This window comes from Georgfuchsia toluolica (genome assembly GCF_907163265.1).
GTDB classification, from domain to species: Bacteria; Pseudomonadota; Gammaproteobacteria; order Burkholderiales; family Rhodocyclaceae; genus Georgfuchsia; species Georgfuchsia toluolica.
This window is the reverse complement of sequence record NZ_CAJQUM010000001.1, coordinates 2,521,866-2,544,161: the sequence shown is the minus strand read 5'-3', so window position 1 is coordinate 2,544,161 and position 22,296 is coordinate 2,521,866. Positions and strand designations below refer to the sequence as shown.

Annotated in this window: 27 protein-coding genes and 1 tRNA gene; 4 read left to right on the top strand and 24 right to left on the bottom strand. The window is 59.6% G+C overall.

All coding sequences use genetic code 11. The annotated features are described in order from the left end of the window. Window positions 1-7: 7 nt before the first annotated feature. The 16 genes from K5E80_RS16775 to K5E80_RS12015 form a co-directional block, all read right to left on the bottom strand. Window positions 8-238 carry a 3'-5' exonuclease gene (locus tag K5E80_RS16775; protein ID WP_246590970.1) on the bottom strand — a complete coding sequence of 77 codons (231 nt, stop codon included), beginning with the start codon at window positions 236-238 and terminating at the stop codon, window positions 8-10. Continuing rightward, window positions 196-723, bottom strand: a complete 528-nt coding sequence (locus tag K5E80_RS16770; RefSeq protein WP_246590969.1) for a hypothetical protein — start codon at window positions 721-723, stop codon at window positions 196-198. The genes K5E80_RS16775 and K5E80_RS16770 overlap by 43 nt, the downstream gene beginning before the upstream one ends. Then, the gene (locus K5E80_RS12080; protein WP_220636389.1) at window positions 720-1,064 is read right to left on the bottom strand and encodes a nucleotide pyrophosphohydrolase; all 345 of its coding nucleotides are present in this window, start codon (window positions 1,062-1,064) and stop codon (window positions 720-722) included. Before K5E80_RS12080 ends, K5E80_RS16770 begins: the two co-directional genes overlap by 4 nt. A gap of 11 nt (window positions 1,065-1,075) precedes the next feature. Next, on the bottom strand, window positions 1,076-1,999 hold the full coding sequence (locus tag K5E80_RS12075) for an HNH endonuclease (protein ID WP_220636388.1): 924 nt from the start codon (window positions 1,997-1,999) through the stop codon (window positions 1,076-1,078). Between the two features lies 1 nt (window position 2,000). Then, window positions 2,001-2,321: a hypothetical protein gene (locus K5E80_RS12070; RefSeq protein WP_220636387.1), complete on the bottom strand. Its 321-nt coding sequence runs from the start codon at window positions 2,319-2,321 to the stop codon at window positions 2,001-2,003. A gap of 21 nt (window positions 2,322-2,342) precedes the next feature. Further along, window positions 2,343-2,897, bottom strand: a complete 555-nt coding sequence (locus tag K5E80_RS12065) for an ORF6N domain-containing protein (RefSeq protein WP_220636386.1) — start codon at window positions 2,895-2,897, stop codon at window positions 2,343-2,345. A 202-nt stretch (window positions 2,898-3,099) separates the two neighbouring features. Continuing rightward, window positions 3,100-3,444 (bottom strand): hypothetical protein, encoded by a 345-nt coding sequence (locus K5E80_RS12060; protein ID WP_220636385.1) that lies wholly within the window; start codon window positions 3,442-3,444, stop codon window positions 3,100-3,102. A gap of 216 nt (window positions 3,445-3,660) precedes the next feature. Continuing rightward, on the bottom strand, window positions 3,661-4,668 hold the full coding sequence (locus K5E80_RS12055) for a Fic family protein (protein ID WP_220636384.1): 1,008 nt from the start codon (window positions 4,666-4,668) through the stop codon (window positions 3,661-3,663). Between the two features lie 129 nt (window positions 4,669-4,797). After that, window positions 4,798-5,892 carry a redox-regulated ATPase YchF gene (gene ychF / locus K5E80_RS12050; protein WP_220636383.1) on the bottom strand — a complete coding sequence of 365 codons (1,095 nt, stop codon included), beginning with the start codon at window positions 5,890-5,892 and terminating at the stop codon, window positions 4,798-4,800. Window positions 5,893-6,002: 110 nt separating this feature from the next. Continuing rightward, window positions 6,003-6,596, bottom strand: a complete 594-nt coding sequence (pth, locus tag K5E80_RS12045) for an aminoacyl-tRNA hydrolase (RefSeq protein ID WP_246590968.1) — start codon at window positions 6,594-6,596, stop codon at window positions 6,003-6,005. 1 nt (window position 6,597) lies between these two features. Next, on the bottom strand, window positions 6,598-7,287 hold the full coding sequence (locus K5E80_RS12040) for a 50S ribosomal protein L25/general stress protein Ctc (RefSeq protein WP_220636381.1): 690 nt from the start codon (window positions 7,285-7,287) through the stop codon (window positions 6,598-6,600). Between the two features lie 57 nt (window positions 7,288-7,344). Beyond that, on the bottom strand, window positions 7,345-8,295 hold the full coding sequence (locus K5E80_RS12035; RefSeq protein ID WP_220636380.1) for a ribose-phosphate pyrophosphokinase: 951 nt from the start codon (window positions 8,293-8,295) through the stop codon (window positions 7,345-7,347). 113 nt (window positions 8,296-8,408) lie between these two features. Next, window positions 8,409-8,485 (bottom strand) — tRNA-Gln (locus K5E80_RS12030). A gap of 191 nt (window positions 8,486-8,676) precedes the next feature. Then, on the bottom strand, window positions 8,677-9,531 hold the full coding sequence (ispE, locus tag K5E80_RS12025) for a 4-(cytidine 5'-diphospho)-2-C-methyl-D-erythritol kinase (protein ID WP_220636379.1): 855 nt from the start codon (window positions 9,529-9,531) through the stop codon (window positions 8,677-8,679). Next, on the bottom strand, window positions 9,516-10,076 hold the full coding sequence (lolB, locus tag K5E80_RS12020; RefSeq protein WP_220636378.1) for a lipoprotein insertase outer membrane protein LolB: 561 nt from the start codon (window positions 10,074-10,076) through the stop codon (window positions 9,516-9,518). The genes ispE and lolB overlap by 16 nt, the downstream gene beginning before the upstream one ends. 2 nt (window positions 10,077-10,078) lie before the next feature. Further along, window positions 10,079-11,776 (bottom strand): tetratricopeptide repeat protein, encoded by a 1,698-nt coding sequence (locus K5E80_RS12015; RefSeq protein WP_220636377.1) that lies wholly within the window; start codon window positions 11,774-11,776, stop codon window positions 10,079-10,081. A 62-nt stretch (window positions 11,777-11,838) separates the two neighbouring features. Between K5E80_RS12015 and mutM the strand changes: the two genes are divergently transcribed. Continuing rightward, window positions 11,839-12,663: a bifunctional DNA-formamidopyrimidine glycosylase/DNA-(apurinic or apyrimidinic site) lyase gene (gene mutM / locus K5E80_RS12010; protein WP_220636376.1), complete on the top strand. Its 825-nt coding sequence runs from the start codon at window positions 11,839-11,841 to the stop codon at window positions 12,661-12,663. A 94-nt stretch (window positions 12,664-12,757) separates the two neighbouring features. Here mutM and K5E80_RS12005 read toward each other — a convergent pair whose 3' ends face one another. From K5E80_RS12005 to K5E80_RS11970, 8 genes are all read right to left on the bottom strand, one after another. After that, the gene (locus tag K5E80_RS12005) at window positions 12,758-13,786 is read right to left on the bottom strand and encodes a zinc-binding dehydrogenase (protein WP_220636375.1); all 1,029 of its coding nucleotides are present in this window, start codon (window positions 13,784-13,786) and stop codon (window positions 12,758-12,760) included. Next, window positions 13,783-14,184, bottom strand: coding sequence for a RidA family protein (locus tag K5E80_RS12000; RefSeq protein WP_220636374.1), 402 nt, complete (start codon window positions 14,182-14,184; stop codon window positions 13,783-13,785). The genes K5E80_RS12005 and K5E80_RS12000 overlap by 4 nt, the downstream gene beginning before the upstream one ends. Window positions 14,185-14,798: 614 nt before the next feature. After that, window positions 14,799-14,987 (bottom strand): hypothetical protein, encoded by a 189-nt coding sequence (locus K5E80_RS11995; protein ID WP_220636373.1) that lies wholly within the window; start codon window positions 14,985-14,987, stop codon window positions 14,799-14,801. A 629-nt stretch (window positions 14,988-15,616) separates the two neighbouring features. After that, on the bottom strand, window positions 15,617-15,865 hold the full coding sequence (locus tag K5E80_RS11990; protein WP_220636372.1) for a YfhL family 4Fe-4S dicluster ferredoxin: 249 nt from the start codon (window positions 15,863-15,865) through the stop codon (window positions 15,617-15,619). Window positions 15,866-15,887: 22 nt separating this feature from the next. Further along, window positions 15,888-16,373 carry a pantetheine-phosphate adenylyltransferase gene (gene coaD, locus K5E80_RS11985; protein ID WP_220636371.1) on the bottom strand — a complete coding sequence of 162 codons (486 nt, stop codon included), beginning with the start codon at window positions 16,371-16,373 and terminating at the stop codon, window positions 15,888-15,890. Next, window positions 16,370-16,903, bottom strand: a complete 534-nt coding sequence (gene rsmD, locus K5E80_RS11980) for a 16S rRNA (guanine(966)-N(2))-methyltransferase RsmD (protein ID WP_220636370.1) — start codon at window positions 16,901-16,903, stop codon at window positions 16,370-16,372. Before rsmD ends, coaD begins: the two co-directional genes overlap by 4 nt. Window positions 16,904-16,917: 14 nt before the next feature. Continuing rightward, window positions 16,918-18,216 carry a M16 family metallopeptidase gene (locus K5E80_RS11975; RefSeq protein WP_220636369.1) on the bottom strand — a complete coding sequence of 433 codons (1,299 nt, stop codon included), beginning with the start codon at window positions 18,214-18,216 and terminating at the stop codon, window positions 16,918-16,920. A 12-nt stretch (window positions 18,217-18,228) separates the two neighbouring features. Further along, a complete protein-coding gene (locus tag K5E80_RS11970) occupies window positions 18,229-19,569 on the bottom strand; it encodes a M16 family metallopeptidase (protein ID WP_246590967.1) in 1,341 nt (446 codons plus the stop codon). A gap of 124 nt (window positions 19,570-19,693) precedes the next feature. On the opposite strand from K5E80_RS11970, the gene ftsY reads away from it, so the two are divergent. The 3 genes from ftsY to ftsX are packed head-to-tail and all read left to right on the top strand — an operon-like array spanning window position 19,694 to window position 22,196. Next, entirely contained in the window at window positions 19,694-20,641 is a 948-nt protein-coding gene (gene ftsY / locus K5E80_RS11965; RefSeq protein ID WP_220636367.1) for a signal recognition particle-docking protein FtsY, read from the top strand. Further along, window positions 20,638-21,291, top strand: a complete 654-nt coding sequence (locus tag K5E80_RS11960; RefSeq protein WP_220636366.1) for a cell division ATP-binding protein FtsE — start codon at window positions 20,638-20,640, stop codon at window positions 21,289-21,291. Before ftsY ends, K5E80_RS11960 begins: the two co-directional genes overlap by 4 nt. After that, the gene (gene ftsX, locus K5E80_RS11955) at window positions 21,288-22,196 is read left to right on the top strand and encodes a permease-like cell division protein FtsX (RefSeq protein ID WP_220636365.1); all 909 of its coding nucleotides are present in this window, start codon (window positions 21,288-21,290) and stop codon (window positions 22,194-22,196) included. The genes K5E80_RS11960 and ftsX overlap by 4 nt, the downstream gene beginning before the upstream one ends. Window positions 22,197-22,296: the final 100 nt, after the last annotated feature.

Genomic DNA, 22,296 nt, shown 5'->3' with positions numbered 1-22,296 from the left:
TGCAAGGCTACTGTCGCAGATCGTCCAGAAACTCGGACACCGGAGTAACTCCTGTCACCAGCAAATGGTCGCGCGCCCGCGTACAGGCAACGTAAAGCAAGTGGCGCTCGGTGTCATAGACTTCCTGTAGGTTGGCGTCATCGCCGACCGCCTCGATACGAACTTGCAAGGGGATCACCTCATCGTCACAGGCCATCACGACCACGGCACGGAACTCCAGCCCCTTGGCCAGCGGCATGATGCAGATCGACACATGACCGCTCGCCGTCTCGATATGCTCATCGAGAATCTTGCAAGGTAAGCCAGCCACCTTGACCGCGGCCTCGGCACGCGGAAGCTGCCCCGCGGAGCACACAAAAACACCGAACTCGTGCGGCAGAACACCGTTCTGCGCCTGTTCCGCGACCAGAAGCTCTTGTCCTTCGCTTTGTCCAGTTTGTGGAAGTGATGTCCCGGATTGGCCGGATTCAGTTGCAGATCGAAGGCAGTGGTCTTGACTTGTTTTTGTTCTTCGCCGGTAAGCCGCACGAGGCTGTCGGTGAAGGTGTCGGCGATACGGGGAGTCCATTTGCTGGCAGTAATGCGGCTGAGCTTGCTGGAGTCGGTGGTATGGGCGTCGTAGTTGAAGGCGCAGGCGATCAGTACGTCGAAGCTGGCGTCATTCGCTTCGCGTGTCTCCGATACCATATCGGTGACGATCGTCTTGGACTGGGGCGCACTCAAAGATCGGAATATTTCTTGTTTGATCCACGAGCCTTTTCCACTGGATATTTTTCTGCATTGATCTGAATTTTATTCTTGACGGCAACATCGATATCGATAGAGAGATCGTGCGCAAGATACGTAAGCAATATAGCGATATCCGCTATTTCATCGCTGATTTCGGTGTGGCGAGTACCTGCGATCTCGGCCACCTGATTATCCGATGCCCATATGAACGATTCGAGTAATTCTGCTGCTTCGACTGAGATGGCCGAAGCCAAGTTGCGAGCCGAATGAAATTGTTCCCAATCTCTAACACTTCTGAACTTTAGTAACTCGGCAATCAACGTTTTTGACAGCAATCGTATCTCCTCTAGCCTTGATAGCAGTGTTCATTATGCCAGCGCAAAAAAGCTGCATCGGGACGTTGAGACGCGGTCTCTGGAAGATTCGCAAGTTCTTTTCCGTGGAGACGATAGTAGGCTTTCCCGTTGAACCACTCTTCGCGGATTCGCTGGCTTACTTCTACTCGGAAGTCCTCCGTGACTGTAACGAATCCGAGATCAAAAAGTTTGTGAAAATCGGAGCGTAACAACATCCCGTTAGAAACCTCGTTTGGACCGCATTCGGCAAATGGCAAGATATGGGCAGCCTCTAGCACTGGAAGGGTACTTTCCCCCGTAATTGCGCACCGACGGGAGTAGGCATCGGTTACAAGAACCCGAAATGCTCCCTGACCAAGCCGAGGTTTAACTAGGATCGAATCACCATACCTTGCAACGGGTTGATTTGCTACACGACCAAAATCAGGCAAGACTTGCTTGTCAAGTCTTGCCTGAACCTGGTTCCACAGCTGAGTACCATTTGATTCGGTGGTGTCGTAATAGCGACCACGGACAATATTTCCGGCGAAAGCCACGGGATCGGCGATCCAAGTTTCTCTTGGCCAGAAAAACGGCGCCGCAAGAACCGTACATCCAATCTCCGGATCCCTCGCTTGTGGATTCGGGGCAAGCCTTCGGATCATCGTCTCGAACCCTTCGCGAGAGGACGCACCGTTTTTATACCCGAAAGTCTCCCATACGATTGACAGAGGAAGAACGGAAAACTTGACAAAAAATCCGCCCCCCGCAACGTGATTGAATGGACGTTTGAGTTTGAATAGAAACGGAGCCCCCTGCTCTAACCCCACGAAAGGAGCTCGGCCACTCGGTTGCCAGAAGTTGACCTCGTCAACGTTGGCTTGACTGAGAAACTCGAACCACCCGTTGTCCGTCACACCAAGCCAATACTTCATTTCAAATCTCCGTCAAATAGAAAAGGTGTATTCGCGTTTTAATCTCGCGCAGCAGGTCGTCGATCAGCGCCTTGGGGTGCACCTTTTCCTGGATGTAGAGCGGCGGGGCATGGACGACGAGGTCGGACCAATCCTGCTCGTCCTTGCCGCGCCAGACCAGCTGCGGGTCGAGGTCGGTGTTGCGCGAGTAGCGCAACTGCTTCGGGTTCTTCTGCTCCTCCTCGACCACGGACTGGTATTCCGCAGTGGGGATGTTCTTGCGCTTGGCCTCGTCGTGCTTGATGGTGTCGACGGACTTCGGGGTGGCGGGTTTTTTGGCCATGGTGTCGGTGGCAGTTGGTGTTTAGAGGAAGCCGATGCGGCGTTTCGGCTTGGCCTTGCGGTCCTGGTCGTCGGCGATCAACTGCTTGATGGCATCGAAGACGATGGTGAACTGTTCGTCATACTTCATTCCCAGCGCCTCGATCTTGCGCGCGAGGTTGCGGTTCGAGTCCATGAGGCGGCGCAACTGGACGAAGGTGCGCATGATGGCGATATTCACTTCCACCGCGCGCGGCGAACGCAGCACGCTGGAGAGCATGGCGATACCCTGCTCGGTGAAGGCATAGGGCAAGGCGCTGAGCTTGCGCCGCGATGCGGTCACGGATTGTGACCGCATGGGGCTTGCCTTCGGGGATGATGTCACAGATTGTGACCTCATCCGTTCCCATTCTGCGGCCGTGAGTTGGAACATGAAGTCGTCCGGAAAACGATCCAGGTTTCTTTTCACTGCCTGGTTGAGCGCTTTTGTTTCCACACCATAGAGTTCCGCGAGGTCGGCATCCAGAAGCACCTTTTCGCCACGAATCGCCAAAACGAGGGGCACAAGGTTTTCAGGTTTCGGAATGAGCTTGGTCATTGGAGGTCAGCCCCTATTGGCAACGGCAAGCGTAATCATCTTGCATCAGCTCGGGATTGGCGTCCCGGTTCGCGGCGGCGAGGTGGTCGAGGATGCGCTTGCCATGCTTCGATTGAGGTGCGACCTCAATAAGCCAGATGGCCGTTTCGACCGCTTCCACTTGACAGAAGAACGGGCGAATGCCTGCGAACTTGTGGTGGCGTCAGTGTTGCAGCAGGCGGGCGGTTTCCGGCGTGACTTGCCATTGGTTGGGGTTGGGCAGTGCGCGCCAGGATTCCACATGACCACGCACTTCATTGATGATTGAGGTGGGGTCGTATTGCTGTTCCTTGCTTGATAGCCCCTGGCCGTTGTCGAAAACGAAGCTTTCCTGCTTGGGGGCGCTTTTGCGCTTCTTGGGCTTCGGGATCGGGGTGATGAACTGCGCCGGGCGGCGAATATCAACAAGCTTTTGCGTCGGCTGCCCGGTTTCGTCAAGCTCCCAGTGCCGCGATGGACGCTCGTAGGGAGAATTGAGGATCGGGTGGTCAAAGAAGGGGTTGGACATTTCGCGCCGTCGAGCCTGACGTGTTAAATGTCAAACTGTACTCGAATGGACTTCGCCGAGCAACGGCAAAATTGCGACTGTCATTGAGGCCCGGTCGGACTCGGCGCGAAACGACCGCGATAGGCTGGTGTCGAGGTCACACGTTGAACAGGAAACTCATGACGCCGCCATCCTTGACGACATACTCCTTGCCTTCGGCACGGGTTTCGGCTTCGTTCATGTGTTTTTCAAAACGTAGCGTCCAGTCTTGTTGCCGCCGACCTTTTCCACCACACCCGCATCCAGCAAGGGCCGCAGCAAATCCATCGCCCCCTGCCTGGACACTCCCAGCGCTGCCCATATCTCGGCAGGCGCCATGCCGCCGTGATCGCGCAGCAGATGCAGCAGTTGTTCCTGCCTTGGGCGCAATACCAACTTTTCCGCAGACTTCACCTGCAAAGTTTGTATGCGCAGCCATGCCCGCTCCAAAGTTTGCCGCAGACCTGCCGCACAGTATTCCAGCCATGCGCTCATATCTTCTCCGGCCGCGCGCACGCTTTGCAGCGCGGCGTAGTAGGCGGGCCGGTCTTCCCAGTAATACTCATCCACCGAAAAAATATGGTGCGTGTCGAAGCCGCGCCGGTACAGCTCCCACAAAGCCAGCGCCCGCCCCGTGCGGCCATTGCCGTCGGCGAACGGATGGATGGCCTCAAAGCGGTAATGCAGGATGGCCGAACTCAGCACCGGCGAAAGTTTTTTTGCCGCTGTGTTCCACCATTCCAGCAACTCGAACATCAACCCTGAAATGGCATCGGGTGGAGGAGGCAGATATGTCCCGACCCGCACGGCGATCATCCGGTATTTCCCCGCCTCGCCTTGATCCATTACTTCGCCGGCCAGTATCCAGTGTAGTTCCAGAATATCTACATGACCTATTTTCTTTTTGGCTGCGTTTTTTTCCACATAGCGCAGCCCGGCAAAATAATTGATGACCTCCCGCTTCGACCGTCCACTGGAAGCGGAAAGCTCGCGCCCCTCTTCCAGGGCGCGCACCTGCTCCAGGGTCAGCGGATTGCCTTCGATGGCCGTCGAAGCATGCACGTTGCGCGTGCGAGTGTCTTTCTGCAGTGCGGGTATCCACGCAAGATCCACCACCGCACTTTGAATCCGCTCGCGCAATGCAGCCACCTGCTCCACTTCGGCAAGCAGGATTGGACTGATAATGAATTGGGGAACGTAGGCCATGCACAGAGGCTAAATCAAGAGTCAAGTATAAGTCAAGCTTTGTGTCAAGCAGACCCAAAGCCGCCCACAGTCATGCCTATCCCGCTCCCCGATAAAAGCATTCGAGGACCAGCTTCCCGGAATGACGGCTTATACGTTGAAGAGGAAGTTCATCACGTCGCCATCCTTGACGACATAGTCCTTGCCTTCGGCGCGCATCTTGCCGGCTTCCTTGGCGCCTGCCTCGCCCTTGTAGGCAATGAAGTCATCATAGGCGATGGTCTGGGCGCGGATGAAGCCTTTCTCGAAATCGGTGTGGATCACGCCCGCCGCCTGCGGTGCGGTGTCGCCGACGTGGATGGTCCAGGCGCGCACTTCCTTGACGCCGGCGGTGAAATAAGTCTGCAGGCCGAGCAGCGTGAAGGCGGCGCGGATCAGGCGATTGAGGCCGGGTTCGTCGAGGTCCATGTCGGCGAGGAACATCTGCTTCTCGTCATCGGCGAGGTCTGCAATCTCGGCTTCGATGGCGGCGCACAGCGCGACCACTTCGGCGCCTTCCTGCGCAGCATGGGCGCGCACGGCGTCGAGGTGCGGGTTGTTCTTGAAGCCGTCTTCCTTGACGTTGGCGAGGTAGAGCACAGGCTTGGCGGTGATGAGAAAGAACTGGCGCAGGTTGGCCTTTTCTTCCTTGGAGAGATCGAGCGCACGCACCGGCCTGCCTTCATTCAGTTGCGCCAGGCATTTCTCCAGCACGCTCACCAGCAGCTTCGCTTCCTTGTCGCCGCCGGCCTTGGCCTGCTTGGAATAGCGTGCCAGCGCCTTTTCCACGGTCGCCATGTCGGCCAGTGCCAGTTCGGTGTCGATCACTTCGATGTCATGCAGCGGATCGATCTTGCCGGCCACATGCACCACGTTGTCGTCGGCGAAGCAGCGCACCACATGCACGATGGCGTCGGTCTCGCGGATGTTGGCGAGGAACTGGTTGCCGAGTCCTTCGCCCTTGCTCGCCCCGGCGACCAGACCGGCGATGTCGACAAACTCGACGATGGCATGCTGGATCTTCTGCGGCTTGACGATCTTGGCCAGTTCGTCGAGGCGCGGATCGGGCACTTCGACGATGCCGACGTTCGGCTCGATGGTGCAGAAGGGATAGTTCTCCGCCGCGATGCCGGACTTGGTCAGCGCGTTGAACAGTGTGGACTTGCCGACGTTGGGCAGGCCGACGGTGCCGCATTTCAAACTCATAACTTCTCCATCCTGCCATCGGTGATGGCAACAAAAACTTTTCGAGCGAAGCGAGCCGACTCCGTCACCCCTTCCTCGGGAAGGGGGCGGGGGAAGGCTGTTGTATTTGCCTAAGCCTCCCGCTCGGGAGGCTTGGCGTTGATCTTTCTCATGGCGGCCTCAAAGTCGCCATGAGAAAGATCACGCCACGCCAGCAACGCACGATCCAGCGCCGCATCAATGTCGGCCTGCTCTTCCTTGCGCGCCGGTTTCAATACGTAATTGACGACTTCGTTGCGGTCGCCGGGATGGCCGATGCCGATGCGCAGGCGCCAGAAATCCTGGGTACCAAGATGGCTGGTGATGTCCTTGAGGCCGTTATGACCGCCGAGACCGCCGCCGAACTTGAGCCGCATCTGGCCCGGCGGCAGGTCGAGTTCGTCATGCACCACCAGCATTTCCGCCGGTTCGATGCGATAGAACTGTGCCAGCGCACGTACCGCCTGCCCGGAGTGGTTCATGAAGGTAGCGGGCATCAGCAGCCATACCCCGGCCTCGCGCGCATTTGCCGCCCAGCCATGAAAGCGGCTTTCCTTGTTGAGGGACACGCCAAGTTCATGCGCCAGCCGCTCACAAAACCAAAACCCGGCGTTGTGCCGGGTTTCGATGTATTCGGCCCCGGGGTTACCAAGGCCGACGACGAGACGAAGCTTCGTCTGCGTCACATTACTTCTTCTCGGTCTTCTCGGCCGGAGCGGCTGGAGCGGCCTTCTTCTCAAGTGAAGCCGCAGTAGCTGCTGCCGAAGCTTCGGCAGCGGCAGCGGCTTCTGTGGCTTCCGCTGCATCCGCCTTGCCACGGATAATGACCGTCGCGACAACCGGATCGCCTTCGCCGTGATGCGCGATTTCAACGCCGGCCGGAATCGCCAGTTGCGAAATATGGACCGACTGGCCGATATCCAGATCCTTGAGGTCGACTTCGATGAAGCTCGGCAGATCCTTGGGCAGGCAACTCACATCGAGTTCGGTGAGGACATGCTGCACCATGCCGCCCTGCGTCTTTACGCCCGGCGCAATGTCGGCATTGACGAAGTGGAGCGGCACCTTCTGATGGATCTTGTGCGCGGCGTCGATGCGCTGGAAGTCGACATGCAGAATGATCTGGCGATAGGCGTGCCACTGCACGTCGCGCAGCAGGCACATCTGTTTCGCGCCCTCGACATTGGCGGTCAGCACGGAAGAGTGAAAGGCCTCCTTGCGCAGATGCTGATACAACTCGTTGTGATCGATGTCGATCGGCTGCGGCTTGTCGGGGCCGCCATAAAGAATGCCGGGTACCCGGTTGGCGCGACGCAGGCGGCGGCTCGCACTCGTGCCCTGCAGTTCACGCTTCTTTGCGTTGAATTCAATTTGCATGATTAACTCCTGGATAACCTGTCCGCGACCAGACAGGGGGTTGATGAAAACGAAAAACTACTCCATGAACAACGAGGACACCGACTCCTCGTTGCTGATACGCATGATGGTTTCGGCCAGCAGCGGCGCGATCGGCACGGTGCGAATACGTCCACTGGCACGGGCGGCATCGCTAAGCGGGATCGTATCCGTCACGACCAGTTCGTCCAGCTCCGATTCTGCGATGCGCGCCACCGCCGTGCCCGACAGCACCGGATGGGTACAGTAGGACATGACGCGCTTGGCGCCATTCTCCTTGAGCGCCTGCGCCGCCTTGCACAAAGTGCCGGCGGTATCGACGATGTCGTCCATGATCACGCAGGTGCGGCCGTTGACATCGCCAATGATATTCATCACTTCCGAGACGTTGGCCTTGGGACGGCGTTTGTCGATGATGGCGAGGTCGGTTTCAAGCTGCTTGGCAAAGGCGCGCGCGCGCACCACGCCGCCGACATCGGGCGACACCACCATCAGGTCTTCGTAATTCTGCTTCCAGACATCGTTCAACAGCACCGGCGCGGCGAAGATGTTGTCCACCGGGATGTCGAAGAAGCCCTGAATCTGTTCGGCATGCAGGTCAACCACCAGCAGGCGATCGACGCCCACCGCCTGCAACATGTTGGCGATGACCTTGGCCGTGATGGCGACACGCGCCGAGCGCGGACGGCGATCCTGGCGCGCATAGCCGAAATACGGGATCGCGGCGGTAATGCGCGCAGCCGAGGCGCGCTTGAACGCATCGACCATCACGATCAGCTCCATCAGATTGTCGTTAGTCGGCGCGCAGGTCGGCTGCAGGATGAAGACATCGCGGCCGCGCACGTGTTCGAGAATCTCGACATTCACCTCGCCGTCGGAAAAACGGCTGACGGTGGCGCGGCCCAGCGAGATGTTGAGGCGCTTGACGACATCGCCCGCCAGCTTGGGATTGGCGTTGCCGGTAAATACCATCAAACTGTCATAGGCCATTCGAGTTTCCTGCGCTAGCGAAATGGGACTGAATTACACATAATGAGCAAACAATGTGCTAACGATACGGGCAAGCTGCCGGTGATCCATGGGCCTGCCCGGCGGGGAATTTCTGGCAGGGGAGGAAGGATTCGAACCTTCGCATGCTGGAATCAAAATCCAGTGCCTTAACCAACTTGGCGACTCCCCTATTCGGCGCGAACGACAACCAGTAGCTGCTGCCCGCCCCTAAGGGACGCGCATTTTCGTGGTTTTCCACGCGCAAGTCAATCGCCGGGCCACCCCAAGATTGACTTGGCCCCCATGGGGGGCGGTTCGGGCCTTGGCCCGAGCCGGGGGCGAAGTTGGTGTCAATGCGAAAGCGCTTGGCGGGCGTCTCGCTCACATCTGCGCGAGCGGATGTACATCGACGCCGCGCGCGACAAAGCCCCGCATGTCATAAGGCAATCGCGCCAGGGCCGTGCGGGCAGCGGATTCGGTACCAAACTCGGCGAAACAGCAGGCGCCGGAGCCGCTCATGGCAACGCGGCTGGCGCCATCAAGTGTGCGCAGCCAGGCCAGATGGCGCGCAACTTCCGGATAACGCCGGCAGGTCACGGCTTCGAGGTCGTTAACGCCGAAATCGGACTGCCAGGCGCCGGGCACTATGGCGGAGGTATCGCGCCTGAGATCGGCGGCATTGAAAATCTCTGCCGTACTGACTGCTACGGGCGGCGCAAGCAGCAGATACCAGGCGGGCGGCGGACTGACATCAGTCAGTCGCTCGCCGACGCCTTCGCCAAACGCGCTGTGGCCGTGAATGAAGACCGGTACATCGGCGCCGAGCCTGAGACCGATCACGCTCAGATCGGTACGCGAGAGTCCGCACTGCCACAAATGATTCAGCGCCAGCAGGGTCGTCGCGGCATCCGAACTGCCACCACCGAGTCCGCCACCGAGCGGCAGATGCTTGGCAAGGGTAATCGACACACCTTGTCGAACCCCGCTCGCTGCCTGCAGGGCGCGTGCGGCGCGCACGGTCAGGTCCTGCTCGGGGGCGACCCCCGGCAACGGCGAGTTCTGTGCGATTACCCCGTCGTCGCGCGGCGCAAAACGCAAGTGGTCGCCCACATCGAGAAAACGGAATACCGTTTGCAGCAAGTGATAACCATCGGCACGGCGGCCGATAACATGCAGGAACAGATTGATTTTGGCCGGTGCCGGCCAGTCGCTGTCCCAATTCAGTCGAGCTGCCATGTGTCGATCTTCAGCCGCACATCGATATCGTCACGGTGCAACTCAATCAATGTCGGCAACGCGTCCGGCGCTGCCGATTCATAGGTTAGGTAGTTGATCTGCCAGCCGCTATCCCAGACGCGCAGGGGGCGGCCGACAGGGTCACGCTGTGTGTCTCGTTCTGCCTCTATTGTTGTGGCCGTTACCCAATGTGCCAGATTGTCGAGCGGCAAGGCAACGCCCAGCACTCGCTCGGCGAGACTACTCCAGTCGTTCGCTACAACCGTTTCGCGCGACGCCGTTTCGAGGCGGGCACCGCCGGCATCACGCGACAGGCGGGCGGCTTTCTGACCCAGCGGCCCGCTCAATTCAATCTCATCCCGTTCGGCATTGTGCTGCCAGACCAGTGCGGCCTGTCGCGCGGTAGCGCCGCGTTTTACCGATATCCGGCCTTCCAGCGTATAGCTGACGATTGTCGCGCGCGCCGGGCGCAACGGCGATTCCAGGCGCGGTTGCTGGGCACAAGCCGCAAGCAGCATGACAAGCAAGGGGAGGAGAAACTTCACGCTCAATGACGGAAGCGCTTGATGGTTCTATTCAGCACTTCGTTATCGGGCGCAATCCCGAGCGCAGCGTCCCAGATTTTATTGGCCTCGCCCTGGCGGCCCATTTGCCACAGCACTTCACCCAGATGCGCCGAGATTTCCGGGTCAGGATGAAGCACCAGCGCCTTTTGCAACATCGCGGCTGCCGCCGGCAGATCGCCGCGCCGGTAATTGAGCCAGCCCTTGCTGTCGAGAATTGCGGGATCCTCGGGCGCCATGGCGAGCGCCTTGTCGATCAATGCGCTCGCTTCGTCGAGACGCTGGTTGCGATCGGCCAGCGAATAACCCAGCGCGTTGTAGGCATGGGCGTTATCGGGTTTGAGCTTGATCAGCTTGCGCAGATTGCGCTCCAGCACATCCATTTTGTCCAGCCGCTCCGCCAGCAGCGCGGATTCATACAACAGGACAGTGTCATCGGGACTCTTCTGCAGGGCATCCGCCAGCAACTGGTAGGCATCGGCAGGATGTCCGCTGTCGGCGAGGAACTGTGCCTCTATCACCAGCAGATTGATGCGTTCCGTCGGGGCCGCGGCCTGTGCCGCATGCAGGCGGTCAATGGCCTGTTGCAACTGGCCCGCTCGCGCCAGTAGCACTGCGGCGCGAACCTGACCCTGGATGTGGTGCTGACTGCCCGGGGTAATGGCATCGTAATGCCCGATCGCCTCCTGCACCCGATCGGACTCATCGGCAATCTGCCCGAGATAGTAATGCACGCTGTCCATCTCGGAAAAATCCTTGTCGAGCAGCGACTTCAGGGTGCTCTCGGCTTTGTCCACCTCGCCCAATTGCAGGGAAAGCAATCCCATCGAATAGAGCAGATCGGGACGGTCGGGTTCCTCCTGCAGCAGCACGGCGAACTCGGCACGCGCCGCGTCGTAACGCTTGCCCTCGATCAAGGCACGGGCATAGGCCAGCCGTGCATCGCGCGCCTTGGGATATTTCCCGACGAAGGCCGCCAGCGAATCGATCGATGCCTCCAGATTCGTGGCAAATAATTGTGCCCTCAATATCGCTGCCGGTTCCCAGTCCGGCTTCAACGCCAGGGCCTGATCAAGTTCATTGCTGGCGCGGACTTTGTCTTCGGCGCCATAGGCGATCTGGGCACGCACGAAATGCGCCTCGGGCAGGACAAGGTAAGGCGCCGTTAGCCGGTCTGCGATGCGCACTGCCATTTTTTTGTCCGTCAGGCGCGCAAGCTGGCGGCCCACCTCCATCAGCGCTTCGCCGCGCCTGCCCGTCTCGGCGGCCACAGCACGCGACAAGGCATCGGCCAGTTGATCGAGCCGGCCCATATTGCCAAGCAAAGTCCAATAGGCCTGCCGGGCCTGAACCGAGTCCGGATCGGTCTCCGACCATATGCGCGCGGCATCGAGCGAAAGCTGCGGCTGACGGGCGAAGTAGGCGACTTCGGAGGCGCGGCGCGCGATGCGCGGATCGCGTGTGCTTCTGGCCAGATCGGCATAAACGGCAGCGGCAACCGGCAACTGGCCGCGCCCGATGGCGATTTCCGCGAGCAGGACTTGGTACAGAATCTGCGGCGTCAGCGCTTGTACCGGCGCCGCTTCCGGAATTGCAACCGGCGTCAACACAGGCGGTACGGCCAGCGCCAGCATGGGTAACGGCGCAATCAACGCGGCGAGGAGCAGACGCTTTAACTTCATCGGTGCAAAGGCCAATTAGAATGGATGGATGTTAGCAGTTTCATTCATGCCCCGACGCCAGAATGCCCGAACTACCCGAGGTTGAAGTCACGCGCCGCGGCCTGCTGCCGGATCTGGCGGGCGCGAAAGCCAGTGCGGTGACCTTTCGCACGGAGTCGTTGCGTTATCCGTTACCGCGCCAGTTGAACAAAAAATTGCAGGATGAAGTGTTGCGCGAAATCCGTCGCCGTGGAAAGTATTTGTTGTTTCAGTTTGATACCGGCGTGCTGCTGCTGCATCTCGGCATGTCGGGCAGCCTGCGCCTGGTCGACAAATCCTGCGCACCGCAAAAGCACGATCATGTCGACATCGCGTTTAGCAACAAAACAGGCAACAAGATCCTGCGCCTGCGCGATCCGCGCCGCTTCGGCGCCCTGCTCTGGATCGAGGGCGACCCGGCGCAGCATCCGCTCATCGCGCCATTGGGCATCGAGCCGCTCGACGATGGCTTCACGCCACAATGGTTGTTTCAGCAGACGCGCGGGCTCAAGGCCGCGATCAAGGTCACGCTGATGGACAGCCACCGCATCGTCGGCATCGGCAACATCTACGCCTCGGAAAGCCTGTTCCGCGCCGGCATCGACCCGCGCCGCGCCGCCGGCAAAATCTCCTGGCGACGCATCGAGCGCCTCGTGCCCGCAATCAGGGAAACGCTGAATCAGGCAATCAGGGCGGGGGGCAGCAGCCTGCGCGACTTCGCTCACTCCGACGGTGGCTCGGGTTACTTCCAGCTCGAAGCGTTTGTCTATGGTCGCGAAGGCGAAGCGTGCCGCGTTTGTGGCACGACGATCAAGTCACTCCGGCAGGGACAGCGGGCGACGTTTTACTGCCCCAAATGCCAGCGGTAATTTTTAAAACTGCGCTTAGAAGGTTAAATGTCTCTGACCCCAATGGCATTGATGAGCAGAGTTTTCTTCATGGCACCAGACCGCTATGACAGAATCAACCCGCCGTGACGACCACCTTGCCAATGACCTCCCCTGCCTCCATCAGGCGATGTGCCTCGGCCAACTCCTCGAACGGAATCGTCGCGCCGACGAGGGGCTTGAAGCGTCCGGCATTCAACTGCTTGCCGGCGGCGAAAGCGTCTTCCATCGTTCCGAGCCGGGAGCCCAATATCTGCACCTGCTTCACGAACATCTGGGTGATGTTCATGCGCGCATCGTCGCCACTGGTGGCGCCGGCGCTGACGATGCGGGCGCCAGGCGCGGCCAGCGCCAAACTGCGCTCCCATGTCGCCTGGCCGATGTGCTCGAAGACGACCGTCGCCCCCTCTCCGCCCGTGAACTCAAGCACGCGCTCGACAAGGTCGGGGCAGCTGTGATCGAGCATGAGGTCGGGACCGAGGCGACGCAGCACATCGAGCTTGCTCGCGCTGCCCGCGCTGGCGATCACCGTGGCGCCGGCGAGATGCGCGATCTCGATCGCCGCGCTGCCGAGGCCGCTGGTGCCGGCCCAGACGAACACGACATCGTCCGCCATGAGCCGCGCCTTGCCCATCAGCATTTGCCAGGCCGTGATGTAGGTGTTCGGGAAGCAGGCGGCATCAACGTCGGAAACCAGCGGCGAAAGCTTCACCGCCTGTATGGCAGGAATCGCCACCAGCTCGGCATAGGCACCATTGAAGACCGTAAAGTGCGGGCAGTACTGGGGCCGGCCGCGCACGCAGTAGCGGCAGCGGCCGCACGGAATATACGGATTGGCGGTGACGCGCTCGCCGATGGCGAATCCTTCAACCGCGCCGCCCATTCCGACAATTTCACCGGAGATGTCGATGCCGAGGATCGCCGGCAACTCGACGCGATAGGCCGGATGGGGGTGCCCTTTGCGAATCCAGACATCGCGATGATTGACCGTCGTCGCGCGCATGCGCACGAGGATGTCGCCTGGCCCCGGTGTCGGCTCGGCAACTTCCTCGACGCGCAGGACGTCCGGGCCGCCGTGCTGGTGCATACGTACGGCCCGCATCATGCCTCTTCGGCCACGACTGCCGTGCACTCGATCTCGATCAGCAACCCTGTCACCGCCAGGCCGGTGACGCCCAGGATGGTCTGCGGCGGATTGGCGCCGCCGCCGGTTACGGTGTCGATCGCGCGGGCGATGGTTTCGTAGGCAGTCGGCTGGAGGGTGTAAATCGTGCGGCGGACGATGTCGTCCCAACCGACGCCCGCCGCATCCATCGCAATCTTAACGTTGTTCATGGCGGCGACGGTCTGCGCATAAAGATCATTACCCCCGACCAAGCCGAACTGCGGATCGAGCGCCACTTGGCCGGCCAGGAAGACCAGGCGATCGCCGCGTGCCACGGCAATATGACTGAATCCCGGTGCCGGATGCAAGGCGGCTGGATTGTATAGCTCACGAACCATGGCAATTCTCCTCGAACGGCGAAATCCCAATGTAATCGCTGGTGCACGGAATCAGCATGTTTGAGTATGTATTGATGGATGACTGGCGGCGCAATGCGGGTCGTACATGCCAACCGCTGCCCTCGCCGACGACTATGGCAGCCCCGTCAAGCCCGAGCCCCAACCCCGCAAGCGCCGGCAAGATCAAGATCGTGGGCGCGCTTTACGGCACCAGCAACGGCGAGGTGATCGGTACTGAGCGGCTCAGAACACTCCCAGTGTCACTCCGGCAGCGGGCGACCTTTTATTGTCCGAAGTGCCAGCGGCAGCTATTACAGGCACTAGGAAAGCCATTTGAGGCTAATCCTTGTGCCATCTTGCAACAAAGCTCGGGAAAAACTCCGCCGCCGTCCTGCGCCAAGCCAGCAAATATCTGGCATGGGCACTCGGCGTCTAGCGTCGCAAAGTCTGGGCGGGAAACGCTAAAAACAATCGTTGCCTGCCCCGGATTATTTCGCAAACACGGATGTAGAAGCGTTTCTTCAGTGGGGATATTGTTGGCGACTGTCGACATTTCGGCAGTCACGGTGAAACAACCGGTATTGAATATACTTGCTCCGACATCCCTAAAATAGCTATTTTGAGATGAGTGTTATTTTCTTGTTCTGGCTGATCGATTGCACATTGCTAATGATCCCCGCATCCGCCTTGGCTTGGGCAGCTTGCTTTTCGCGCTCAATGCGGCGAATTCTTGCGAAAGTTTTCTTTATGTCAGTTTTTGCGCTGGACGTGTAATGGAATGAGCGATCTAGGATGGATTTCATGGAACCCCCTACACTAGTTAGTGAATTGTCGGATAAGTCGATCAGTTTGCCGGACATTGTTATCGCGTGGCATGGCGGTGATATTTGCCGCCGTAATGACAGCATGCCCTTGGAAAATTCAAAGTGCGAAGAAACACCATACGGATATATATAGTCCGTTCGGACTATATGGGGGTCCTTCGTCACCAAAGTAAGCAATTAAAAATTAAAGGGACCGCGTTCGAATTTAATTCCACAAACGTACTATTACGGCATGGGCATCGCGATTGCACGGATATGTCCCTTCTGCGCCGCCGAGTGAGGAAGGTTCGCCGGGAGAAGTCCGCCGTCGCTGTCCGAAGCCGAAGACGAGTTTGCGACGCCGGCCCGGTGAACCTTTCTCAGCGAGGCAGACTAATTGCCTCCCTCGCCAGGCGAGGGAGGATAAGAGAGAGTGCTCATTCTGTGCCCATGGGCGGAGACGCAGCCTTCGCCTGCCGGGACGTGTCCCGGCAATCTCAAGTCAAGCAGGAATGCCGTTCCCCTTCGACAGGCTCAGGGCGAACGGCTACATGGAAGACGCTGGATTCCCGCCTGCGCGGGAATGACCGAAGGAATCCCCGTGGGATGACTACGGAATAACGGAAGCTTTATTTCCCAGTAAGCTTCTGATACTTCTGCATCAACTGGTCCTTGCTCTCGACATTATTCGGATCGTTGGGAATGCAATCCACCGGGCATACCTCGCGGCATTGCGGCGTATCGAAATGGCCGACGCATTCCGTGCATTTGTTGGGGTCGATGACATAGATGCTGTCGCCCTGAGAAATCGCCTTGTTGGGGCATTCAGACACGCAGGCGTCGCAGTTGATGCAGTCGTCAGTAATCATTAAAGACATTGCTGTAGTTCCTTTCAGGTCGTTACTTGATCTTGGCCGCCAGTTTAACCAGTACTGGCGGATTAACAAAGGCCGAAACATCGCCGCCGAAGCTGGCGATCTCGCGCACCATGGTTGCCGATATATAAGTGTACTGCTCGGCCGGGGTCATGAATACGGTCTCGATATCGGGATGCAACTTGCGGTTCATGCCCGCCATCTGGAATTCGTATTCGAAATCGGATACCGCACGCAGGCCGCGCAGCACGATGTTGGCGCCGAGACCGTGCACAAAATCGATCAACAGGGTGTTAAAGCCCATTACTTCCACATTGGGATACGCGGCGAGCACTTCGCGCGCCATTGTCAGCCGCTCTTCAAGCGTAAACATGGGATTCTTGCGCTCGCTCGCGGCGATCGCAATCACCACTCGGTCGAACAGCTTGGCGGCGCGGCGCACCAGATCCTCATGCCCGCGGGTGAGCGGGTCGAAAGTGCCGGGATAAACCGCTATGGTTTTTGAACTCACACGTGCTCCAGAAGATGAAAGAAAACCTGCCCTGCCGTTCCCTGCTTCACTGTACACCAATCGCCAAGATGCTCAAGTGAATGCTCTGCCTCGACGTATAACCGCGCCCCAGGTTTTGCCAGCCGCGACAGCAGCGGTTCCACTTTTTCCAGCCAGCCGTGGCGATAGGGCGGGTCGAGGAAAATCAGATCGTATCCCGCATTGCCCGGGGCGGCGAATTCTAATGCATCGGCGCGAATCGGTTGCAGACGGGGATCATCGAACATGGCGGCGTTGCGTTGCAGTTGCAAAAACGCACGGCGCTCTTTTTCCACCAATGTCACATGCGCCGCGCCGCGCGATGCCGCCTCGAAGCCGAGAATGCCGCTGCCGGCAAAAAGATCGAGGCAGCGCAGCCCGCGCAAATCCTGCCCGAGCCAGTTGAACAGGGTTTCGCGCACGCGATCCGGCGTCGGCCGCAAGCCCGACCCATCGATCACCTGGATCATGCGGCTGCGCCATTCGCCGCCAGTGACGCGGATTCGGCTCATGACCGCGGCCTGATTCAGTCGCCCGCGACGATCACGGTGACAAGATTTTCCGGCTTCACATGTCGCGTAAAGGCGGCCTTGACCTGTTCCGCCGTCACCGCGTTCACCTTGGCGGCAAAGGTGTCGAGATAATCCAGCGGCAAACCGTAGAAGCCGATCAGCGACAGGTAGCCGAGCAGTTTGGCATTGCTGTCAAGACGCAGGGCCAATCCGTCGACGAGATTCTGCTTGGCAGCCTTGAGTTCGGCCGCTGTCGGCCCGCTCTTGAGGAAACCGTTGAGCGTGTCGTTGGCGACCTTCAATGCTTCCGCCGCCTGTTCGCGTTTGGTTTGCAGGCCAATCTGGAATGGGCCTTCGAGTTTGCGCAGCATGAAATAAGAGTGGACGTCGTAGGCATAACCGTGTTTTTCACGCACTTCGTTCATCAGCCGCGACACGAAGCCGCCGCCGCCGAGCGTGTAGTTGCCGACCAGCAGGGCAAAATAATCCGGGTCGCCGCGGCGGATGCCGGGCATGCCGATGGCGATGTGGCTTTGCGCCGCCGGATGGGCGATGCGAATGGTTTCGGCTTTAGGCAGCGTGACCGGAGGCAGATCGAGTGACGGCGAAGTGGCCGGCAAGGCTTCCGTCAGGCGCAGGGCAATTGCCTCGGCCTCGCCGCGCGTTACGTCGCCGATGATCGACACGACGGCACGGGTGGCGACGTAATGGGTGCGATGAAAGGCGAGCAGATCGTCGCGCGTGATTGCGGCAATGGAGCTCACTTCAGGCGAAACACCATAAGGGTGATTCGGGTAGATCGCCGCCGCGAAGCGCTTCGCGGTAATCGCGTCGGGCCGCGTTTCTGCTTCCTGCAAGGCAGCGATGCTGCGCGCCTTTTCGCGCGTCAAGGCGGCTTCCGGATAAGCAGGTTTCACGAGTATGGTTTGCAACAACGCCAGCGCGGAATCGCGTTCCTGCCTTGAGCTCAACATCCGCATCGACAATCCGGCGCGGTCATTGTCGACGCTGCCCGCCAGCTGCGCGCCGAGATCGGCAATGCGTTCGGCGAGCCGCTCTTCATCGAGATCGCCGGCGCCGCTATCGAGCATGCCTTGCGCGAGCGAGGCGGTCCCAGCCTTGCCGGACGGATCGAAGGCCGAACCAGCGGGGAAGTCGATCTGCACGTCGAGCATGGGCAGGTCGTGGGTCTCGACGAAATAGACATTCGCGCCGGAAGGCGCAACCCAATGCGCGATCTTGACGCCGGCCTGTGCGGTCGCAGTGGTCAAAGCGGCGGCCAGAGCCAGCACCATGAATACGATTTTTTTCATTGCGGCCTCGGCTCAGTGATGATGGATGACGGGCTTCTTGGGCGCCGCATTTTCGGCTATGGGTTGCGGATCGAGCGTCGCCACCGTCAGCGTGTCATCGCCGAAATATTTTTTCGCCACGACCTGCACTTCGTCGGCAGTGACGCTGCGCACCTTGTCCTGCATCTTGTCGATGTCGCGCCAGTCCATGCCGATCGCTTCAAGCATGCCGATTTCCATGGCCTGACCCATCACCGAGTCGCGTTTGAAAACCTGGCTGGCGATGGTCTGGGTCTTGATGCGGGCGAGTTCCTCGGCGGAAACCCCCTCGTCCTGGATGCGCTTGATCTCGCCGCGCAAGGCGGCTTCCAGTTCGGCGACAGTATGGCCTTCCGCCGGCTGGCCGTCGAGCACGAACAGCGTCTCGCCGCGTACGGTGCTGTCGTAGCCTGCACCCGCCGATTGGGCGATCTTCTGTCCCCGCACCAGGTTTTTGGCCAGGCGCGAGGCCTCATTGCCATCGAGCACCGCCGCAAGTACCTGAAGGGCATAAGGCTCGCGGTCCTTGTCGACATCCTTGAGCTTGGGCACTTTCCACGCCAGCGCGACATAGGGCAGCCTGGCCGGCGCCTTGACCACGACGCAGCGCTTGCCCTTCTGCTCCGGCTCGTTCTGCGGCTTGCGCTCCGGCAGCGCATGCGGCTTTATGCTACCGTAGTATTTGGCGGCAAGATGAAATACTGCTTCGTGGCTGACATCGCCTGCGATCACCAGCAGCGCGTTGTTGGGCGCATACCAGGTCTTGTACCACTGCTCGGCGTCGGCACGATTCATGTGTTCAAGGTCATCCATCCAGCCGATCACCGGACGGCGATAGGGATGGGCCTGGAAGGCCATCGAGTTCAGGGCTTCGTGCACCAGTGAGGTGGGATCGTCCTCCGTGCGCAAGCGCCGCTCTTCCATCACCACCTTGATTTCAGGATCGTATTCCTTCTGCGGTATTTGCAGGTTCGCCATGCGGTCGGCTTCGAGCATCATCATCTCGGGCAGCGCCCGTGCCGGTACCTGCTCGAAATAAGCGGTGTAGTCGCGGCTGGTGAAGGCGTTGTCGCGCCCGCCCGCGGCGGCGACCAGCTTCGAGAATTCGCCGGGCTTCACTTTCTTCGTGCCCTTGAACATCAAATGTTCAAGGGCGTGGGCGAGGCCGGAACTGCCATCCTTCTCGTCGATGCTGCCGGCGCGATACCAGACTATCTGCACTGCCGTCGGCGCGCGGTGGTCTTCCTTGACAATGACATGGAAGCCGTTGGGCAGGGTAGTCTCGAAGGGATTGGCGTGAACGGCGCCTGCCGCGAACATTGCGCCGAGTAGCATCAATGCCGCCATTTTTGCAAATCTTGGGTTTTTCATAGGATCGAAAAATCGCTTTGTTAGAATGCGGATGACTGCAAATGAGCGCGCATGATAGCGTGTCCCTCCGCCTACGATTCTTCGGATCATGTTTGGTTTCAAAAAACCCAAAGAAGCCTCCAACGCACCTCCCGCACAGCTTTCCTGGGCGGAACGGCTCAAGGCCGGACTGGCGAAGACGCGCGGACAGATCGGCAGCCTGTTCTCGCGGCGCAAGATCGATGCGGAACTGCTGGAAGAGCTCGAATCCACGCTGCTGATGGCCGACTGCGGCATCGACGCCACGGCGTGGCTGCTGGAGCAGTTGAAGCTTGCGGTCAAGCGCGACAAGCTGGAGACAAGCGATCAATTGCGTGCCGCGCTGGCCACATTGCTGCTGCAATTGCTGGCACCGCTTGAAGAGCCGCTCGATGCGGGTCGCGGCAAACCCTTCATCATGATGATCGCGGGCGTCAATGGCGCGGGCAAGACCACTTCCATCGGCAAGCTCGCCAAACACTTTCAAGGCCAGGGCCTGAGCGTATTGCTGGCCGCCGGCGATACCTTTCGCGCCGCGGCGCGCGAGCAATTGAAGGCCTGGGGCGAGCGCAACGACGTCACGGTCATCGCACAGGAATCGGGCGATTCCGCGGCGGTGATCTTCGATGCCATCCACGCCGCGAAAGCGCGCGGCATCGATGTCGTACTCGCCGATACCGCCGGACGCTTGCCGACACAGTTGCACCTGATGGAAGAGATCGCCAAGGTAAAGCGCGTGATCCAGAAGACCGATCCCGGCGCACCGCACGAAGTACTGCTGGTGCTCGATGCCAATATCGGCCAGAACGCCATCCAGCAGGTAAAAGCCTTCGACAAGGCCATCGGCGTCAGCGGCCTTGCCGTCACCAAACTCGACGGCAGCGCCAAGGGCGGCGTGCTCGCCGCAATCGCCCGGCAATGCCCGAAGCCGGTGCGCTTCATCGGCGTCGGCGAGGGCATTGACGACTTGCGCCCGTTCTCGGCAGAGGAATTTGTCGAAGCGCTGCTGGAGCCATGATCCAGTTTGATCGTGTCTTCAAGCGTTATCCTCCCGGCATCGATGCGCTGAGCGATGTCAGTTTTGAGGTGGGCGATGGCGAACTGGTGGTGCTCGGCGGACATTCCGGTGCGGGGAAAAGCACCCTGCTGAAACTCATCGCCGCCATCGAGCGACCTACTACGGGCAGCGTGCTGGTGAATGGCCAGAATGTCGGCGCCTTGAAGCGCCGGGCGCTGCCCTTTATGCGCCGCAATCTCGGCCTCATCTTCCAGGATCAGAAACTGCTGTTCGACCGCTCGGTCTTCGGCAATGTGATGCTGCCGCTGTCGATTGCGGGTTTCCCTCCCGGCGAAGCGGCAAAACGCGTGCGCGCCGCGCTCGACAAGGTCGGCCTCCTGGCGCGTGAAAAAGCCATGCCGATCGCGCTGTCGGGAGGCGAGCAGCAACGACTGGCAATTGCGCGCGCGGTAGTCAATCGCCCCAAGCTGCTGCTGGCCGACGAACCGACCGCGCATCTGGACTCTGAGACCGCGGCTGATGTCGCGCGCATTTTCATGGAATTCCATCGCGTCGGGGTCAGTGTGCTGGTCGCCACCTGCGACGCCGGTCTGTTTGCCGATCTGGCGCCGAGACGGATCCTGCTCGACCACGGGAGGCTGGCCGCATGACTATCTGGTTGCGCCAACACCGCGACGCCCTGCTTCTGGCGCTGCGCCGTCTGGCAGCGGCGCCAATGAATACCCTGTTGTCACTGCTGGCTATCGGCGTGGCACTGGCCCTGCCTGCAGGTGGCCTGATGATTTTTGCCAATGCGCAACAATTGGTAAAAGGCACCAGCTCGCTGCCGCAAATTTCGGTATTCATGAAACTTGACGCCGACCGCGCGGCGGTGAACGAAACCGCTGCGAAACTGAAACAAACCACCGCAATCGCTTCAGTCCGCTTTCTCGACCGCGAAGCCACGATGGAACAAATGCGCAAGTCGGAAGGACTGGCCGAAGTGATCGAGGCATTGCCACGCAACCCTTTTCCCGATGCTTTCGTGATCACTCCGAAAAACACCGAGGCAAGTGAAATGGAACGGCTGGCGACAGAGTTGCGCAAATTGCCGCAGATCGAGCATGTACAGATCGACTCGGCCTGGGTACGGCGCCTGAATGCGATGTTGCGCGTGGCCCGGGTTGGTCTCGGCATCCTGTCGCTGCTGCTCGGCATCGGCCTGATGGCAATCACTTTCAACACCATACGTTTGCAGGTGCTCACACTGCGCAATGAGATTGAGGTGAGCCGATTATTGGGCGCAACCGACGCTTTCATCAGTCGTCCGTTTTTCTATTTTGGTACCTTGCAGGGAATGCTGGGTGGCGTTGTGGCGTGGCTGATTGTCGTCGCCACCATTCTGGCCCTGCGTTCACCCGTGGCCGATTTGACTGTTCTTTACGGCCTCGATATCGCGCTTGCCCTACCCGACACGGGCGTCACCGCCTGCCTGCTTGCGGCTGCCGCCGGACTCGGCTGGCTTGGAACTTCACTTTCCTTGAAACAGCATCTAAGTGCTTGGCGGCGCTTTTAAGCCGACCCGAATGGTTTTTTGACTTTAATGGCTTAGAACCGGCCATTCGGGAACTTTCCCTCTTATTAGCACTCTCTTGTCGGGAGTGCTAATATTCAGC

Coding starts and splice junctions, on each gene's coding strand:
- K5E80_RS11970 (WP_246590967.1), bottom strand. CDS start 19,569: ATGCTACTCGGCGCAATGTTCGCGGCAGGCGCCGTTCACGCCAATCCC.
- K5E80_RS12060 (WP_220636385.1), bottom strand. CDS start 3,444: ATGTCCAACCCCTTCTTTGACCACCCGATCCTCAATTCTCCCTACGAG.
- K5E80_RS16775 (WP_246590970.1), bottom strand. CDS start 238: ATGCCGCTGGCCAAGGGGCTGGAGTTCCGTGCCGTGGTCGTGATGGCC.
- ispE (WP_220636379.1), bottom strand. CDS start 9,531: ATGGCAGCTCGACTGAATTGGGACAGCGACTGGCCGGCACCGGCCAAA.
- K5E80_RS12070 (WP_220636387.1), bottom strand. CDS start 2,321: ATGGCCAAAAAACCCGCCACCCCGAAGTCCGTCGACACCATCAAGCAC.
- K5E80_RS11975 (WP_220636369.1), bottom strand. CDS start 18,216: ATGAAAAAAATCGTATTCATGGTGCTGGCTCTGGCCGCCGCTTTGACC.
- mutM (WP_220636376.1), top strand. CDS start 11,839: ATGCCCGAACTACCCGAGGTTGAAGTCACGCGCCGCGGCCTGCTGCCG.
- K5E80_RS12040 (WP_220636381.1), bottom strand. CDS start 7,287: ATGCAAATTGAATTCAACGCAAAGAAGCGTGAACTGCAGGGCACGAGT.
- K5E80_RS12065 (WP_220636386.1), bottom strand. CDS start 2,897: ATGACCAAGCTCATTCCGAAACCTGAAAACCTTGTGCCCCTCGTTTTG.
- K5E80_RS12005 (WP_220636375.1), bottom strand. CDS start 13,786: ATGATGCGGGCCGTACGTATGCACCAGCACGGCGGCCCGGACGTCCTG.
- K5E80_RS12015 (WP_220636377.1), bottom strand. CDS start 11,776: ATGAAGTTAAAGCGTCTGCTCCTCGCCGCGTTGATTGCGCCGTTACCC.
- K5E80_RS12075 (WP_220636388.1), bottom strand. CDS start 1,999: ATGAAGTATTGGCTTGGTGTGACGGACAACGGGTGGTTCGAGTTTCTC.
- K5E80_RS11995 (WP_220636373.1), bottom strand. CDS start 14,987: ATGAAATCCATCCTAGATCGCTCATTCCATTACACGTCCAGCGCAAAA.
- rsmD (WP_220636370.1), bottom strand. CDS start 16,903: ATGAGCCGAATCCGCGTCACTGGCGGCGAATGGCGCAGCCGCATGATC.
- K5E80_RS12000 (WP_220636374.1), bottom strand. CDS start 14,184: ATGGTTCGTGAGCTATACAATCCAGCCGCCTTGCATCCGGCACCGGGA.
- ychF (WP_220636383.1), bottom strand. CDS start 5,892: ATGAGTTTGAAATGCGGCACCGTCGGCCTGCCCAACGTCGGCAAGTCC.
- K5E80_RS11960 (WP_220636366.1), top strand. CDS start 20,638: ATGATCCAGTTTGATCGTGTCTTCAAGCGTTATCCTCCCGGCATCGAT.
- K5E80_RS11990 (WP_220636372.1), bottom strand. CDS start 15,865: ATGTCTTTAATGATTACTGACGACTGCATCAACTGCGACGCCTGCGTG.
- K5E80_RS12055 (WP_220636384.1), bottom strand. CDS start 4,668: ATGGCCTACGTTCCCCAATTCATTATCAGTCCAATCCTGCTTGCCGAA.
- K5E80_RS12035 (WP_220636380.1), bottom strand. CDS start 8,295: ATGGCCTATGACAGTTTGATGGTATTTACCGGCAACGCCAATCCCAAG.
- ftsY (WP_220636367.1), top strand. CDS start 19,694: ATGTTTGGTTTCAAAAAACCCAAAGAAGCCTCCAACGCACCTCCCGCA.
- ftsX (WP_220636365.1), top strand. CDS start 21,288: ATGACTATCTGGTTGCGCCAACACCGCGACGCCCTGCTTCTGGCGCTG.